The sequence below is a fragment of the Bacillus sp. CH_48 genome, from assembly GCF_038008465.1.
Classification (GTDB): Bacteria; Bacillota; Bacilli; order Bacillales; family Bacillaceae_G; genus Bacillus_A; species Bacillus_A thuringiensis_S.
In genome coordinates, this window is record NZ_JBBOZF010000001.1 from 3,817,798 (window position 1) to 3,834,488 (window position 16,691).

Sequence of the window (16,691 nt, forward strand, 5' to 3'; positions counted from 1 at the left end):
TTGTTAAATACGATTTAAAATAAAAATAGTGGTTAACCAATAGACAATATATTGACCTGCACCTAGTAAACCAATGCACAATAATGGAACAAAATTATGTTGAGAAAAGAGAAAGCAAATCCCTGCCGTTACTGGAAGCGCAATACTATAGTAAATATACACATTTCGGCAAGCCTTATAGGTTACCCACTGCTGCCCTTCATCTATTTCACGAAATTCGGATGGTATAAAACCAAATAGCCTAATCTTATCATGAGGATTCTTTCGGTTATAAATCCTTGTGAGAATGAGCCATAAAAAAGTAACCGTCACTAAAATCCCGAAACATAACTTAGCTAAAATGACTTGTGTATTCATAAGAGAAAATAGTAAAAATGCAATAATCAACACAAATATACTGGCCCCTATAAGTGGAGATCTTAAAACCTGTTTTATCATAATCGTTCCTCTCCCTTTAAATAAAAAACCTCTTCTACGGTAACTTGAAATACAGCAGCTAATTTTAACGCCATAGTGACAGATGGAGAATAATCACCTTTTTCTATTAATCCAATTGTCTGCCTTGTGACCCCAATTGCATCGGCCAAGTCTTGCTGAGTCCATCTAAATCGTGCTCGTAATTCTCTAACTCTGTTTTCTAGTATCATAATTCCCCTTTCCTCATTTACAATTACTGTAATTGTAAATGATTACTAACAAAATGTAAATAATCATTTGCATTATGTAATGAATAATTGCTAAACACGACATAAATTACCCTTATGTTAAAAAGGGAGTCCACTCCATCGCTATCAAGATACCAAAACAAAATACCCCATAAAATGAAAAAATACGCTATTCTTTCTGTAGAATCATAGGAAAGGATGGCGTTTTTGTATGTCTATTTCTGTATCTGATGAATTACAACTATTAGCTCAAGAAATTCAAAAATTCTTATCTCCAAATATCTTACGAGATCTTGCTAGAGATGTTGGTTTTGTACAAAGAACTAGTAAATACCAAGCAAAAGATTTAGTCGCTTTATGTGTATGGATGAGTCAAAATGTCGCTACAACTTCTTTAACCCAGTTATCTAGCTGTTTAGAAGCATCGACAGAAGTGCTCATCAGTCCTGAGGGACTGAATCAACGATTTAATAAAGCGGCTGTCCAATTTTTACAACACATATTATCTAAACTACTAAACCAAAAATTGGCCTCATCTATACCTATTCCTTCTCCATATACTTCTGTTTTCAAACGTATTCGTATTTTAGATTCAACTGCATTTCAACTTCCAGATCCCTTTTCATTTGTTTATCCAGGTGCAGGAGGATGCAGCCATACAGCGGGGGTGAAGATTCAGCTAGAGTATGATCTATTAAGTGGCCAGTTCCTGCATATCCATACAGGTCCAGGTAAACAACATGATCGAACCTACGGTTCCCTGCGTGTTCCAACTGTGACAGCGAATGATTTATGTATCCGAGATTTAGGGTATTTTCATTTGAAAGATCTTAAACATATACAAGACCAAAAGGCTTACTATATCTCTCGTATCAAGTCGAATACACGTATTTATCAAAAAAATCCCAATCCTGATTATTTTCAAGATGGAAGAATTAAGAAAGGTACAGAGTATATTCAAATAGATATGGAGGGTTTAATGAGCTCTCTTCAACCAGGACAAACATGTGAAATAGCTGACGCTTATGTAGGAATGACTGATAAAGTGCCGACTCGTGTGATTGTTCATCGACTAACAAAAGAACAACAACAAAAACGATTACACGATCAAACTGTAAGAGAAAAAAAGAAAGGAATGAAGTATTCTGCTCGTAGTAAACGACTTAGCGGTATCAATGTATATATGACAAATACCTCTATAGATATTGTCCCGATGGGACAAGTACATGATTGGTATTCTTTACGTTGGCAAATCGAGCTTTTATTTAAAACGTGGAAATCATTCTTTCATATTCATCATTGTAAAAAGATAAAACGAGAACGATTAGAATGCCATTTGTATGGGCAACTGATTGCCATTTTACTTTGTTCTTCTACCATGTTTCAAATGCGACAATTGCTTCTTATGAAAAAGAAACGAGAACTGAGTGAATATAAGGCCATATATATGATTAAAGATTACTTTCTTCTTATTTTCCAAGCTATACAGAAAGACACCCAAGAGCTATCAAAGATTTTAATTCGCCTGTTCAACCTCCTACAGCAAAACGGGAGAAAATCTCATCGATATGAGAAGAAAACAGTCTTTAATATATTAGGTGTCATTTACAATTGTACCATGTTTGATAATCAAGCGGCTTAAATCAAAAAATTGAAACCCATTAGGGTTTATTTCGTATGCAAATCTTTAAATTCCCTACACGTAGCTTTTAAAAAAAAGAAACAACCTCTATTATAATTAACGTTTTATGGTCTTAGCTTGATAGCGATGGGGTAGTGCCATATCCCTATCAAGTTAAAGTTTTGATTTCCCCGCAATGATAAAAATTGTGAATATTTATATGAAAGATTAGAGCTCTCCTTCTTGTAGGAGGGCTCTAATCTTTGTTTAAAAACTATAGCATATACATGGGCAGACTCAATATGTGAACTTTGTCCGGATTCAATTTAGAATATAAAAAAGGAGAACTTGCGTTAGAATACAAGCTCTCTTTAAAAGAAATAACGTAATTGAGATACTTATATATTAACAATTTTTTCTTCTAATTCCATATTTCTTATGTTGAGAAATAAATGATAAGGGGCTTAATAAAACTAAAATGAATTATTGACATAATATTTCGACGATAATATAATAAATCTCGAATTCAAGATAACTTGTAAAGGATTGGTAATTATGAGTGTGATTAATGATGAGAGCTTATCTTTAAAGTTATTTGTTACATTATCAAGGGCAGCACAGGCAATTACTAAGCGTATTGAAGAGGATATAAAAAGTTATGGACTTAATCCAACTGAATTTGCAGTGCTTGAGCTACTATATAGTAAAGGCGATCAGCCTATACAAAAAATTGGAGGGAAAATATTACTTGCAAGTAGTAGTATCACGTATGTAGTGGATAAGTTGGAAAAGAAGAGGTTCTTAATACGAAAACCATGTCCAAAAGACCGCCGTGTCACGTATGCGTCAATTACTTCAGATGGTATTCAGTTAATGGATAGTATTTTTCCTCAGCATAAAGAGGCGATTCGGCATATATTTGGTGGTTTGGACTATATTGAGAAAAAAATGATAATCGAAAAGTTGAAAAAATTAGGGTATTATGCACTCGAACTATAAATTTTTAGAAATATATCTCGAATTAGTAATGTCCTAATTAAATCTAATTTAAATAAATAGGAGGAAAAATTAATAAATGGTAGTAAATTTATTATAATACAAAATGAATAAACCATGTAATTTCAATTGGTATAGCATGAAATAAAGTTGTTATGTTAACGTATACATATCGTCCTTTAAATTATAAATCTTTCATAAAGCGGAGAGTGGGTATCAAGAATGGAATTACGTCATTTAGAGTATTTTATTCAAGTTTGTAATAATAATAGTTTCACTAAAGCTGCGGAAGTTCTAGGTATTTCACAGCCGACTTTAAGTCAACAAATCCGTGTTTTAGAAGGGGAACTTGATACACCCTTGTTTCATCGAGTTGGAAGAGGTATCAAAATGACAGAAGCGGGTAAGCTGCTATTTGATAAAGGAAAATTTATCATGCAACAATTTGATGACGTGTATAATGAAATTTTTGAATTAAAGGGTGTAAAAAGAGGTGTGATTACTATAGGAGGTTTATTAGAGGATCTCACTTATTTAACACCTTATATTATGAAGTTTCAACAACATTATCCCAACATTGTAGTAAAGATTATAGAATCCGAAGTTGCTGTAAATCAAATCGTTGACAAAAATATTGATTTCGGGATTACACGTAGTGCTCAAATTCCAGACATATTAACAAGCACCCTTTTGTATAGTGAAGAGCTCGTCCTTGTAATTCCAAAAAATCATCCTTTGAATGAAAAATCATTTGTTTCTTTTCGAGAATTAGTAGGGCTGAGTAGAATAATGGTTTCATGTAGTTGTCGTGAATCTATTAAGATATATTGTGAGAGTTTAGGGTTATCTTTATCTGAAGCAAATATAGAAACAAAATCTTCTATTTCTCTATTGAGCCTTGTATACAATGGACATGGGGTTGCCATAATACCTCTTTCACTGGTTAACTTTGTTAATAATGATACTTTGAGCATAGTTCGTATTACTGATCCAACACCAAGCCAAGATATTAATCTTATTCACTTTGATGATAAATTTTTAAGTTTTGCAGCACGTATCTTTATGCAGAAGTTAAATGATTCGCAAAAAGTATCAGTGTAATAGAAATAATAATGATTCTAGTGTAACAATTGAAAAATTAAGATCTATATTAAAGTCAAAGGGCAGTGGATTTATATGTGTGGTGTAGTCGATCAAGAGGGGGATACCATTGACTTTTAATTAAGGAAAAAAGGACAGACTTTGCAAGGAGAGAAGGCTATCAAAAACAAGTTAAGTTAATCAATCAATTCTTCGGTCTTATCGCATAGTAACACATTCCATGTAGGGATATACAATGCTATTTCGAATCTACATACCCTTATTGCAGAAAGAAAACCACCGGCATTATACCGGTGGTTTTGACTTAGAAAGCAAAGCAAGTACAACCGATACCCCATGTAGTTCCATCTTTTCCTATTACGGTATGAGTGTGTTGATGGAGAGGGTTACTGCAACTATGTAACTTGTTATCATGGGAATCGTGGGAAAGTATAGTGTTGGCTAGGTTAGCACCACCATAACCATAAACGCCCGTCGGTGACCAATCAGGTGATGCTGGCGGCAATTCAGGTGATAAATTTTTAAATTCATCATTTCCATAAACAACCTGCCCACCCATAATGGTGAGTAATGATTCAAGGTTTTTGATTTCTTCTTCTGGCACAGTAAAGTAGTCAGCAGACAATACAGCAAGATCAGCAAACTGACCTACTGCCAGGGTTCCCTTTTTACCTTCATCATCAGAGAACCACGCACTTCCTTTTGAATATAATTCCAGGGCTACTTTTCTATCAAGTGTATTTTTTTCATCGTATATGGAAAGCCCACCAATGGTTTTTCCGGCAACCATCCAGTAAAGGGCAACCCAAGGGTTATAGCTGGAAACCCTAGTTGCATCACTACCGGCGCCAACAGGTATACCAAGGTCTAACATACGATAAATCGGAGGAGTACGCTTTGCAGCTTCCTTTCCGTATAAATCAACAAAGTATTCACCTTGAAAAGCCATGCGGTCTTGGATGGCAATACCGCCATTTAAAGCCTTAACACGTTCCATACTACGATCTGAGATTGTTTCTGCATGGTCAAACCACCATCGTAGACCATTAAAAGGAATTTCACTGTTAACTTCCTCAAATACATTTAAGAAACGTGTGATTGACTCATCATAAGTTGCATGTAAACGGAAGGGCCAACGGTTTTCCACCAATAGAGAAATTACTTTCTTTAAGTCAGCTTCCATCATCGTAGCTAGTTCAGGCCGTGGCATTTGAAATTTTTCAAAATCGGCTGCTGAGAATACTAACATCTCTCCGGCACCATTCATTTTATACTTATCACTTCCTTGACCTGGAGAAACAATTTTTGCCCATGAAGCAAAGTCTTCATATTCATGATTTGGATTTTGCGTAAATAGATTATAAGCAATACGCAAAGTTAATTGTTCCTTCTCGGCTAAATGTTCAACAACTTTGTAATCATCCGGATAATTTTGGAATCCACCACCTGCGTCAATAGCACTTGTAATACCTAATCTATTTAATTCGCGCATAAAATGGCGAGTTGAGTTAATCTGGTCGTCAAAATTAAGTACTGGTGCTTTACCCAAACTTGAATAAAGAATAGAAGCGTTAGGATTCGCAATTAAAAGGCCTGTTGGATTACCTCGTTTATCCCGCTCAATTAAGCAGCCTGGAGGGTCTGGTGTATCTTTCGTATATCCCAGTGCATGCAGCCCTGCACGATTTACAAGTGCTCTATCGTAAAGATGTAGCACAAAGACAGGAGTGTGTTCAGAAACGGCATTAATTTCTTCCAAAGTTGGCAACCGTCTCTCTTTAAATTGAAATTCAGACCAACCTCCAACTACTCTTACCCACTGAGGAGCAGGTGTACGCCTTGCCTGTTCTTTGAGCATTTCTAGAGCAATAAAAAGTGATGGCACGCCTTCCCAACGTAATTCCATATTATAATGTAGACCACCACGAATAACGTGTATATGAGAGTCATTCAGGCCTGGAATAGCTCTCTTTCTTTTAAGGTCTATTTTCTTTGTTTTTTCCGTGGCACTATTAAGAAGCTCATCTCCACCTACTGCAGTGACTAAACCATCAGTTATGGCGATAGCAGATACCTCAGGTTGAGAAGGGTCAAGGGTAGTAATTTTTCCGTTATATAAGATCATATCCGGTAAAGTCATGTTCACACCTCGTCTACTTTCTATTATTTTGTAACCATGGATGAAATAATTTACCGAAAATCGGCATGACTACCCATGATAGCAAGGACACTATACATACAGAAACAAAAAAAGCTGACATAATAGGATTCATATGTTTTATAATAGGTCCTATCAATTTAGGAACTAACATGCTAAGAGGCCATACACCCAAAAGGGTAACGATAGACATTTTCCATTTTGGCGGTGGAACTGGCGTTTTCGGAGTAACAAACCAATAAGCCAAACTGCTTTCAGTTTTGTAAGTTGGATTAGTGGCTTGAAATTGCTCGGCCGTTTTTAACAAATCCCGGCGAACATCTGATTCTTGCCAAGCACGTAGATGCTCATACGTATCAAAGCGAAAAATAACAGTATACTCTCTGGATTCGTTACTTGGGACTATTAGATTTACACCTAAATGTCCTGGGAATTTAGTAGCCGCAGCCTCAATTTCATGTCTCCATGTTTCAAACTGTTTTTCTTTACCCTGTTGAATTTCCCATGTAACAATCGTTGTTACTGGATTAGCAGCATCCATTGTGTTCTCTGTATGAGTCTCTTCGACAGCTACTCCTTCTAGTTTCATATTTTTCTGCTTGGAAGCGCGCCGTGAACCATAGTATATGCGTATTCTACACCTTGACCATAAGCGCCAGTGTGTTCTTTTACAATCTCCATTACAGCATCATAAGTGTCTTTGTGTGCCCAATCACGTTGGTATTCAAGTAAAACTTGAATTGCTGTCACTGGAATTGCACCAGCTTGTTCTACACGACGCATAGCAGCGTTATGTGCTGTCAAACTAGTACCACCTGAAGCATCATCAACTGCATACACCTCATAGCCAGCTTTAATTGCTTCAAGCACAGGGAATGCAAGGCAAACTTCAGTCCAAAGTGCTGCAAATATTAATTTCTTTCTACCTGTTGCTTTAACTGCTTCAACAAATTTTGGATCTTCCCAAGAATTCATTGAACTGCGTTCTATAATTTCATGGTTTGGGAATATGTCAAGAATTTGCGGCCAAAAATAACCAGAAAAGCTGCGTGTTTCAACTGTAGTAAGAATAGTAGGTACGTTAAAAGTTTTTGCTGATTTAGCAAGCAGCATAACGTTATTAATCAATGTTTGTCTATCAATACTTGCAACTCCAAAAGTCATTTGAGGCTGAAAATCAATCAAAATTAAGGCACTGTTCTCCGGATTTAACAATTCTAAATTACTCATAATAAAACGCTCCTTTTTTAATTGTTTAAAATCAATATTATTGAAAATAATGTTTTTTCTGTTAATTAAAAAGAGAGTGCTGATTTAATCAGCACTAAATGTATACTATCCATTTTTTAAAAAGTGATTTAAAGCTATTTCCTTGAAATACATTTATGCATTTTGTTTACTAAGATCTCGCTGTGCGCCCATATAGCTTCCAATTATATTTTGATAGCCTGGAAGATTGCTAGCAAGCAAATTGCCAAAACCTTCGACATCGTTGCGCCAATCGCGTTGTAATTCGCAAGCTACGCTAAACCAGTTCATAAGTTGCACACCACTATGTGCCATACGAGTATTTGCAGCATCTGCAACTTGTTTATTGAAAGTACCTGAAGCATCAGTAACAGCAAATACTTCATATCCAGCTTTTATAGCGGAAAGTGCAGGGAAAGCAACACAAACGTCCGTAACTACGCCGGCGATGATAATTTGCTTTTTTCCAGTTTCTTCGATTGCTTTTACAAAATCATCATTATCCCATGCGTTAATTTGTCCAGGTCGAGCTATTTTTGGTGCATGAGGAAAGAGATCAACCAATTCTTGCATTAAAGGTCCGTTAGGTCCGTTTTCAAAACTTGTTGTTAAAATAACTGGTAAATCAAAAAACTTAGCAGTATGAGCAAGAGCTAAAACATTGTTCTTGAATTCATCAACACCATAGTCACGTACTAGTCCGGACATAAGACCAGTTTGATGATCTACTAAAAGCACGACAGCATCATCTTTGTTAATACGAGAATAGAGATCAGTCATTATGTATTCCTCCTAAAAATTAAGTAATCGAAGAAAGTTTAAATAGTCGAATACTATCATAAGTTTCTTCGTTTATAACTAAGCTGACCAATAATATTGGTTATAGCAGCATTCACAGAACATGAAGTGCTATACAAATTTATAGTATTTGAAAACTGATTCATTAATCAATTCTAAATTATCTATAATTTGTATAGGTCGTAACTATAGTTGTTTTCACTATAAAATAGATTGGTTTTACCTATACATCCTATAGATAGAACAATATTGATAGTCACCTATTTTTGTTATTACAATTGAATATGAGTAATGTTCAGTAATTATTTTATGATGAAAAAGGTATTAGAGGGGGGATTGTTCCAAACGGAGAAAAAATGCATTGGAACAATAGAGTTTCATACTTAGAGTTCACAACATAAACGTGCATGAATAGCTTATGAGATTCATCCGAATTATTGAAGAAAAGGATACATATTAAAGGAGGTAGGAGAATGGCAAAAATTACTGTAGGAACCGAAAATCAAGCACCAATTGAGATATATTATGAGGATCATGGTATAGGAAAACCAGTTGTACTCATTCATGGTTGGCCGTTAAGTGGTCGATCTTGGGAATATCAAGTTCCCGCTCTTGTTGAGGCTGGATACAGAGTTATAACATATGATCGTCGAGGCTTTGGAAAATCATCTCAGCCGTGGGAAGGGTATGAATATGATACCTTTACTTCTGATTTACATCAACTATTAGAACATTTAGAGCTTCAAAATGTCACACTTGTTGGTTTTTCTATGGGGGGAGGCGAAGTAGCCCGGTATATTGGGAAATATGGAACCCATAGAATAGAGAAGGCTGTATTTGCCGGAGCTGTACCACCATTCCTTTACAAGTCAGCAGATCATCCTGAGGGTGTATTAGATGATGTAGCAATTCAAGGATTTGAAAATGGAGTGAAAAGTGATCGCATAGCATTCCTTGATGAGTTTACGAAAGGTTTTTTTGCTGCTGGAGATCGAACTGACTTAGTTAGTGAACCATTTCGACTTTACAATAGGGATATCGCTGCGGGTGCATCACCTAAAGGAACATTAGATTGTATCGCTGCTTTCAGCAAAACAGACTTCAGAAGCGATTTAGCCAAGATTAATATACCTACCCTTGTCATTCATGGTGATTCAGATGCAACTGTACCATATGAATATAGTGGGAAATTAACACATGAAGCAATTCCTAATTCTAAAGTAGCATTAATAAAGGGTGGTCCACATGGGCTCAATGCAACGCATGCTAAAGAATTTAATGAAGCACTCCTATCATTTTTAAAGGACTGATTACAACTATATAATTGTTAATTGAGACATTATAAATAAGTTAAAATAAAGCTTTATAAAAGATGCTCTTGGATAAATCCAGGAGCATCTTTTTAAATATTGATATTGAGATGTTAGGTTAATAAATCGCCATTAGTTTTGGATTGAATATTCTTCTTAACAGCTAAAATGTATTGATTAGAGTTTTTTAGATTTCTTAGAAGTATTGTTATATTACTATCAAGATAATATTTCTTCCTCAAAACAAAGAAATATACATTTTTTTGAGGAAAAAATATCTTGTCAGAAAACAATAAAATCTTATTAATTTTTATAATTGGTAGAATTTTTATGGAAATAATTCTCTTAATATATTAAAATAACATCGTATTATGTCAGATTTTAATTAGGGGAGAGAAATTTTATGTTGAAAAAAATCATTCCAGTTGCTTTAGCATTAAGTACAGTTACTTTTACTAGTGTATTTGCTGCGCCTTCAATCCAAGCGAGTACAGAACCAAACCGCTACATAGATGTGCAAATGCTCGGTATTAACGATTTTCATGGGCAACTAGACACTGTAAAAAAAATTAACAATAAAGATGCAGGGGGAATTGAGTACTTAGGGGCTTATTTACGTGATCGTGAAAAACAAAATCCGAATACATTAAAGGTACATGCTGGCGATGTTGTTGGAGCAAGTACTCCTGTTTCAGCATTATTACAAGACGAACCTACGATTGAATTTCTAAATGATTTGAAATTCGATGTTGGAACTATAGGAAATCATGAATTTGATGAAGGTGTTGCGGAAATGAACCGCCTTATTTATGGTGGATATCATGAGAAAACAGGGAATTTTAAAGGAGCAAAATTCCCATATGTTGCTGCAAATTTCTATAATAAATCCACCGGTCGTTTATTTTTACCACCATTCACTATAAAAAAGGTACAAGGAGTTCCTGTTGGATTTATCGGAGTTGTAACAACGGATGTTCCTAACCTTGTTATGCCTACTATGCTAAAGAATGTGGAAATTACAGATGAAGTTGAAGCTATTAACAAATCCGTAAAGCAATTAAAAAAACTAGGCGTTAAATCTATCGTTGTTCTTGCACATAACGGAGGTACAACAGATGGGAACGGCGTAACGAATGGTGATATCGTCCGATTAGCAAATGAGACTGATCCAGAAGTCGATGTTATTTTTGGTGGGCATAGCCACACGTATGTAAATGGAACTGTTAATAATAAACTTGTCGTACAAGCAAATTCTTATGGTATGGCTTTTGCTGATGTTGATGTAAAGATTGACCGTAAGACACAAGATATTGTTGAGAAAAAAGCAGAAATTGTTACAACTTACCATGAAGGCATGGAGCCTGATAAAAAAATAAAGAAGAAGATGGAGAAATATCAAGCAAAAATCGCACCTCTTGTTAATGAAGTTGTAGGTAAGTCTATTGCTCCACTAGATCGCAAACTCAATACGGCTGGTGAATCTACTCTTGGAAATTTAGTTGCTGATGCCCAGCGTACAACAATGCAATCCCAAATTGCACTTATGAATCCTGGTGGTATTCGTAATGACTTAGATGCTGGTGATATTACATGGGGCGAGATATATGGTATTCAACCATTCGGAAATCAATTAATAAAAGTAAATTTAACAGGCCAAGACATTCGTGATATTTTAAATCAACAATGGCAAAAAGACATAACAAGAATGCTTCAAATTTCAGGGATCCAATACACTTGGGATGCGAACAAGCCTAATGGAGAAAAAGTAACAAGTATTCGCTTAACAAATGGAGAAGAAATTATTCCTTCGAAAACTTACAGCGTCGTTGCGAACGCATTTTTAGCTTCAGGTGGAGATGGATTTGTATCTTTTAAAAACGGTAAAGATGCTGAAACAGGACCAACTGATTTTGAAGCATTAGTAGATTATATAAAAAAATCAAAAGAACCAATTCAGTCTATTATTGATGGAAGAATTCAAAAAATAAATTAGGTTTTTATTAATCTCAAAAAAAAATAGATTACCTATACTTTTTATTGTACAGGTAATCTATTTTTTGTGGGTTTGAAATAAAGTCTTACTGTGGCCAATTAATAGTGACGGTGAATTTGGCCCCTATGGAACATTAAAATTGGATGATCCAAACAGTTATAACTACATTTTTGGACAGGTCAAAAAAGATCAATTTTTTATTGATTTACGTAAGGCGAACGGCGTGACAAAAACTTGGTTACACGAACAACATCCAATTTTCGCTGGAATAACTACCGAAGGGCCTGATATACCAAAAACTGTTGATATATCATTAGGTAAAGCGTTTGATATACTTGTTCAAATTCAAAAAGTGAGTCCATCTCAAGTACATCAATAAATTTAGAATAATATGCCTTAATGACAAATTTCATAGTGTTTCATATAACACAATGAAATTTGTTTTATATAGCAAGAAGAATAATCGCATTAGAAAAAATTAGCAGTTTAACCTGTTAAGAGTAAAACGAATCTTCAATATGTAAAGCGCAAAAACACTGAAGCGAAAAGCATCGGTGTTTTTTGCGCTTTCGGGCACAGATGCTACTTCAACCCTAGTGTACAAGTGATTTTGTATGTAAGGAATTTGTAAGGAATAGGTAAGAAAAAAGAGATTTTCATTGTGTAGGATAAAAATATAAGGAGTCGTGAAGGGGGGATAAGTACGGCCTATATATAACAATCAGTAACAAGAGTGTTTTGTGAAAATAATGAGTACAATGATTGCAAATGCATTGTTGCCTTTTCATCATTGGGAGAATGGATAGCTGTGTGGTTCGTATATGACACTGCTATCAACTATCTATACAATTTTAATAGAAGAGAGGAATTCTTTATGAAAACACGCAGTAAAATTACATGTGCAAGTCTAGCACTTTTAATAGCTGGAAGTTCCCTGTTATACATAACACCAACATCAATTGTAAAAGCAGAACCTACGCAAAATGTATCTAGTTCGTTACAAACAAGTACGAAAAGCGATCGTACTTCCGTTAAGAAAGCAATGCGAGATGAACTGCAACTTGGATACCCGGGAATACTCGCTCAAATTTCTAAGGGGGGTAAAACTTGGAGTTATAGTGCTGGGATAGCGGATTTGAGAACTAAGAAACCAATGAAAGCAGATTTTCGCTTTCGCATTGGCAGTGTGACGAAAACGTTCATTGCAACAGTTCTACTTCAATTATCTGGAGAGAACCGTTTGAATCTAGACGACTCAATTGAAAAATGGTTACCTGGTGTGATTCAAGGAAACGGATATGATGGTAACCAGATTACTATCCGGCAAATATTGAATCATACAAGTGGTATTGCTGACTATATAAATTCAAAAGACTTTGATATTACGGATATAAAAAAATCGTATACGGCTGAAGAATTTGTAAAGATGGGGATTTCACTTCCCCCAGACTTTGCCCCAGGAAAGGGTTGGTCTTATTCAAACACAGGATACGTATTACTGGGGATCCTTATTGAAAAAGTAACTGGCAACAGTTATGCCGAAGAGGTTGAAAATCGGATTATTGAACCGCTTGATTTGTCAAATACATTCCTACCTGGCAATTCAAGCGTGATTCCAGGGACTAAGCATGCCCGTGGCTATTTGCAACTAGACGGAGCGAGTGAGCTAAAAGACGTTACTTATATTAACCCAGGTAGCTCGGATGGAGATATGATTTCTACTGCTGACGACTTAAGCAAATTCTTCTCTTACTTACTAGGTGGCAAATTACTGAAGGAACAGCAGTTAAAACAAATGCTTACTACAGTTCCTACAAATAGAGAGGGAACCGGATATGGTCTTGGAATCCTTGAAATTAAGCTTCCGAACGGTGTCTCGGTATGGGGACACAGGGGGGCCGTTCCAGGGTTTTCCACTTTTGTTGGTGGAACACTTGGAGGTAAACATATACTCGCTATCAATTCGAACAGTTTAAACATTAATAACCCGGAATTTTTTAAAAACATTTTACTTGCTGAATTTAGCAAGTAGGAAAAACGGATAAATTTTGTCATTTGTAATTTCCATCGGAATGGATTACCGCTTGAAATGAGTATAGAGGGATTAAGTATCTAGAAACAATCAAGCCAATCATGAAGGATGGCTAAGTAAAAGGATTTGTTTATACATTGGCCAATTAAAAGAGCAACACATATAATGAGTGATTATGTATATAGTATTGCATTTGTGTTGGTATCGTCACGGATTGTAAATTTGTATAAGGTGCGAAGTCTAATTTAAGACTTCGCACTTTTGCTGTTTAACAGCTTTTATTACGAAGCTATTAACAATAGAAAAAGGAGAATGTAACTAGTTATGTGGATACTACTGTATGATTGGTGCAACAAATTGTGACTCTAACGTATTTGAAAGGTTTGATAAATTCACCGTTTATCGTCCTGACATTGATATTAAAAAGGCATTTAGTGGTACTGCAAGACATCTTGCTTTTGGATCAAGTATCTATAATTGTGTAGGAGCAGCATTTGCAAAATTAGAAATTGAAATAGATTCAACGATCAAAGATAATATTAGCGGAAAAAAATTGAGGGACATTAAAGATTTTGTGAAGAGGACTTCAAAAATGAAATAACATTGTAATAAGTTATATTTCTATTATTAATTGAAAGTTATTACCCTATAAATTCAGTCATTTATTATATAACTGAGTGCATAAAAAATGAACCGAACTCTATTAAATAACGTAAAAGCTAAAAGGTTTTCGCTTTGGGAACATCTCAAAATATTAAATTGATGGTAACTTTGTTGTAGCTCTTTAAACATACCTATATTAAAACCCAAATTTCTCAATTTAATGCTGAGAAATTTGGGTTTTAATATAGGAATCAATTTTTTAAAAAATTTTTAGAAATTTAAAGATAAAGTATTGTATACATGTAAGTATGATTAAAAATGAAAAGTTGTAAATGCTAAATTTAATTAAATATGCCTTACTCTCTTTAACATTGGCCTGAATGAATAGTTTATAGGAGATTACACTGGCTAAAGATGCGATAATTGTTCCAAGCCCTCCAATATTTACTCCTAGTAATAAAGCTTTCCAATCAGAAGTAAAGTTTGATAGAAGAATTGAAGTAGGAAAATTGCTAATCAATTGACTCAAAAATATGGAACTAAAGAAGACTGAAGTATCTCCTCTTAAATTAGCGCGAGCAAATGTCCCCAGTGCATCGGAATGGGAAATGTTTCCGATAAAAATAAAAAAACAGACAAAGGTTATTAGAAGAAAGTAATCGATCTTAAATAGTAAGTTTCTATCTAACGTAAATGCTGCTATCAGTGTGACTATTAGCGCGATGTAATAATTAATAACACCAAAAATAGATGCAATGATAGTAATAAGTATCAAAATCCAGACGGTAGCTTTTTTTCGATTTTTCACGGTAATAACAGGTAGTTCTATTTTCAAATCTGTTTTTTGAAGTTTTTGAGTAAATATAAATAATAAACTAATTCCAAGTACAGCTAAAAGCAGAATTGAACCTAAAAATGGGATGAGCTTAATTCCATAGTAAGAATATAGGTATAAATTTTGTGGGTTTCCCATAGGCATCAAGCTACTACCGATGTTTGCTGCAATTGTCTGCAGGATGATTGTATCCATCATGTTCATTTGTGTTTTTTTACTAATGACAAGTGTTATTGGTACAAAAGTGAGGAGAGCAACATCATTTGTTACAAACATGGAGCAAATAAAGCATAACAAAATTAGAATAATAGATATTGACCTGCTGTTATTGCATTTATTTAAAATCGCAACGGCAAGTTTGTCTAATATCTTTAGCTGTTCCAAGGCCTTAATGGCTACCATCAGATTAAATAAGCTAATTAACACTTCAAAGTTAATATATTCGATCTTTGGCGAATGTATTAAGCAGCTTACAATTGCTAGTATCAGTGAAATGGTAAGCACTAAATCCTTTTTTAAAAATTCGAATTTCATAAGGAGTCTTTTTTTATTTTGAACGAATACTATTTCTTTCACAATACACCACCTGTAATCTATGTTAGTAAATATACGTTTTTTGGGATAACTCGATATTGCTAGAAAAGAGGATGTCATAAGGTCCTAAATAAGAGTTTTGTAATGTTTCATCCCTTCAACAAAATCTTTTTTTCTTAGTGTCTTTCATGTTGTAAATATGTGCAATATAGACGAATCCAACTAGGGGGATTAATTGAGAAAACAAATGTTTTTTGTATGATAACATAAATAAATTAAATGTTTTATTTTTTTAATATTCTTATAATATTCCATTGATTCTTGATTTCAAATACTTTATGTGAACTTCTAAAAGAGAAAAAATATGCATGTTTTTATGAAGAAAATAGAGGCTTGTCAGAGGTTAGGTAGAACAGCATCCGCGACGTTTGGATACTGTATAAAATTCACAAAATCTCACTGTTTTTTTAGATGAAAAATCTTAAAATATTTTTTTGTTTTTATAAAAATCTGTACTTTTTCGTAACATTCTGTACTTTTAATTATAAATTAAAGGCAAGCTTCTCTTAGTTGAAGATTGAAAGCGCTTCATAGTTTTTCTATAAATTTTTTATCTAGCCTATTTTTGAGATTAGTAGTGAGAAAGGAGATATTTCCATGTTCTTGAGAAAATTAACAAATAACCAGTTAATCACTATTGATTTTATGATTTAAATCACCGGTAAACGAAACAAACATAATAGTACAACAATGTTAGTGGATAAAAATATTAGTTTGCAGAAAGGGGTAGAGCATCC

14 protein-coding genes and 1 pseudogene are annotated in these 16,691 nt (G+C 34.5%); 8 read left to right on the top strand and 7 right to left on the bottom strand.

Features of this window, described 5'->3' with window-relative positions:
* Positions 1 to 3 precede the first annotated feature (3 nt).
* Positions 4 to 438: a hypothetical protein gene (locus tag N2V92_RS19155; RefSeq protein ID WP_000595642.1), complete on the bottom strand. Its 435-nt coding sequence runs from the start codon at positions 436 to 438 to the stop codon at positions 4 to 6.
* Entirely contained in the window at positions 435 to 647 is a 213-nt protein-coding gene (locus N2V92_RS19160; RefSeq protein ID WP_000599740.1) for a helix-turn-helix transcriptional regulator, read from the bottom strand. Before N2V92_RS19160 ends, N2V92_RS19155 begins: the two co-directional genes overlap by 4 nt.
* 229 nt (positions 648 to 876) lie before the next feature.
* On the opposite strand from N2V92_RS19160, the gene N2V92_RS19165 reads away from it, so the two are divergent.
* The 3 genes from N2V92_RS19165 to N2V92_RS19175 all read left to right on the top strand — a co-directional run bounded on the left by N2V92_RS19165 (position 877) and on the right by N2V92_RS19175 (position 4,383).
* Positions 877 to 2,307, top strand: coding sequence for an IS4 family transposase (locus N2V92_RS19165; protein WP_042598249.1), 1,431 nt, complete (start codon positions 877 to 879; stop codon positions 2,305 to 2,307).
* 534 nt (positions 2,308 to 2,841) lie between these two features.
* Positions 2,842 to 3,285 (top strand): MarR family winged helix-turn-helix transcriptional regulator, encoded by a 444-nt coding sequence (locus N2V92_RS19170; protein WP_000111431.1) that lies wholly within the window; start codon positions 2,842 to 2,844, stop codon positions 3,283 to 3,285.
* Positions 3,286 to 3,504: 219 nt separating this feature from the next.
* A complete protein-coding gene (locus tag N2V92_RS19175) occupies positions 3,505 to 4,383 on the top strand; it encodes a LysR family transcriptional regulator (protein WP_000423185.1) in 879 nt (292 codons plus the stop codon).
* A 304-nt stretch (positions 4,384 to 4,687) separates the two neighbouring features.
* On the opposite strand, the gene N2V92_RS19180 is transcribed toward N2V92_RS19175, so the two are convergent.
* From N2V92_RS19180 to ycaC, 4 genes are all read right to left on the bottom strand, one after another.
* Positions 4,688 to 6,523, bottom strand: a complete 1,836-nt coding sequence (locus N2V92_RS19180) for an amidohydrolase (protein WP_016077506.1) — start codon at positions 6,521 to 6,523, stop codon at positions 4,688 to 4,690.
* A 13-nt stretch (positions 6,524 to 6,536) separates the two neighbouring features.
* Positions 6,537 to 7,130, bottom strand: coding sequence for an antibiotic biosynthesis monooxygenase (locus N2V92_RS19185; protein WP_000763041.1), 594 nt, complete (start codon positions 7,128 to 7,130; stop codon positions 6,537 to 6,539).
* Positions 7,127 to 7,771: a hydrolase gene (locus tag N2V92_RS19190; RefSeq protein WP_000067162.1), complete on the bottom strand. Its 645-nt coding sequence runs from the start codon at positions 7,769 to 7,771 to the stop codon at positions 7,127 to 7,129. The genes N2V92_RS19185 and N2V92_RS19190 overlap by 4 nt, the downstream gene beginning before the upstream one ends.
* A 153-nt stretch (positions 7,772 to 7,924) precedes the next feature.
* On the bottom strand, positions 7,925 to 8,569 hold the full coding sequence (gene ycaC / locus N2V92_RS19195) for an isochorismate family cysteine hydrolase YcaC (RefSeq protein WP_000131212.1): 645 nt from the start codon (positions 8,567 to 8,569) through the stop codon (positions 7,925 to 7,927).
* Between the two features lie 491 nt (positions 8,570 to 9,060).
* Here ycaC and N2V92_RS19200 point away from each other — a divergent pair, with 491 nt between their 5' ends.
* The 5 genes and pseudogenes from N2V92_RS19200 to N2V92_RS19220 all read left to right on the top strand — a co-directional run bounded on the left by N2V92_RS19200 (position 9,061) and on the right by N2V92_RS19220 (position 14,523).
* Positions 9,061 to 9,897 carry an alpha/beta fold hydrolase gene (locus N2V92_RS19200; protein WP_001074304.1) on the top strand — a complete coding sequence of 279 codons (837 nt, stop codon included), beginning with the start codon at positions 9,061 to 9,063 and terminating at the stop codon, positions 9,895 to 9,897.
* Positions 9,898 to 10,300: 403 nt separating this feature from the next.
* Complete coding sequence (locus N2V92_RS19205) at positions 10,301 to 11,890, top strand: bifunctional metallophosphatase/5'-nucleotidase (RefSeq protein ID WP_000913771.1); 1,590 nt, start codon at positions 10,301 to 10,303, stop codon at positions 11,888 to 11,890.
* Between the two features lie 100 nt (positions 11,891 to 11,990).
* A pseudogene (locus tag N2V92_RS19210) lies at positions 11,991 to 12,269 on the top strand (erythromycin esterase family protein); the annotation flags it as partial.
* A 429-nt stretch (positions 12,270 to 12,698) separates the two neighbouring features.
* Positions 12,699 to 13,922: a serine hydrolase domain-containing protein gene (locus N2V92_RS19215; protein WP_015945838.1), complete on the top strand. Its 1,224-nt coding sequence runs from the start codon at positions 12,699 to 12,701 to the stop codon at positions 13,920 to 13,922.
* 340 nt (positions 13,923 to 14,262) lie between these two features.
* Positions 14,263 to 14,523: a hypothetical protein gene (locus N2V92_RS19220; RefSeq protein ID WP_000578627.1), complete on the top strand. Its 261-nt coding sequence runs from the start codon at positions 14,263 to 14,265 to the stop codon at positions 14,521 to 14,523.
* A gap of 261 nt (positions 14,524 to 14,784) precedes the next feature.
* Here N2V92_RS19220 and N2V92_RS19225 read toward each other — a convergent pair whose 3' ends face one another.
* On the bottom strand, positions 14,785 to 15,936 hold the full coding sequence (locus N2V92_RS19225; protein WP_000659287.1) for an anion transporter: 1,152 nt from the start codon (positions 15,934 to 15,936) through the stop codon (positions 14,785 to 14,787).
* Positions 15,937 to 16,691: the final 755 nt, after the last annotated feature.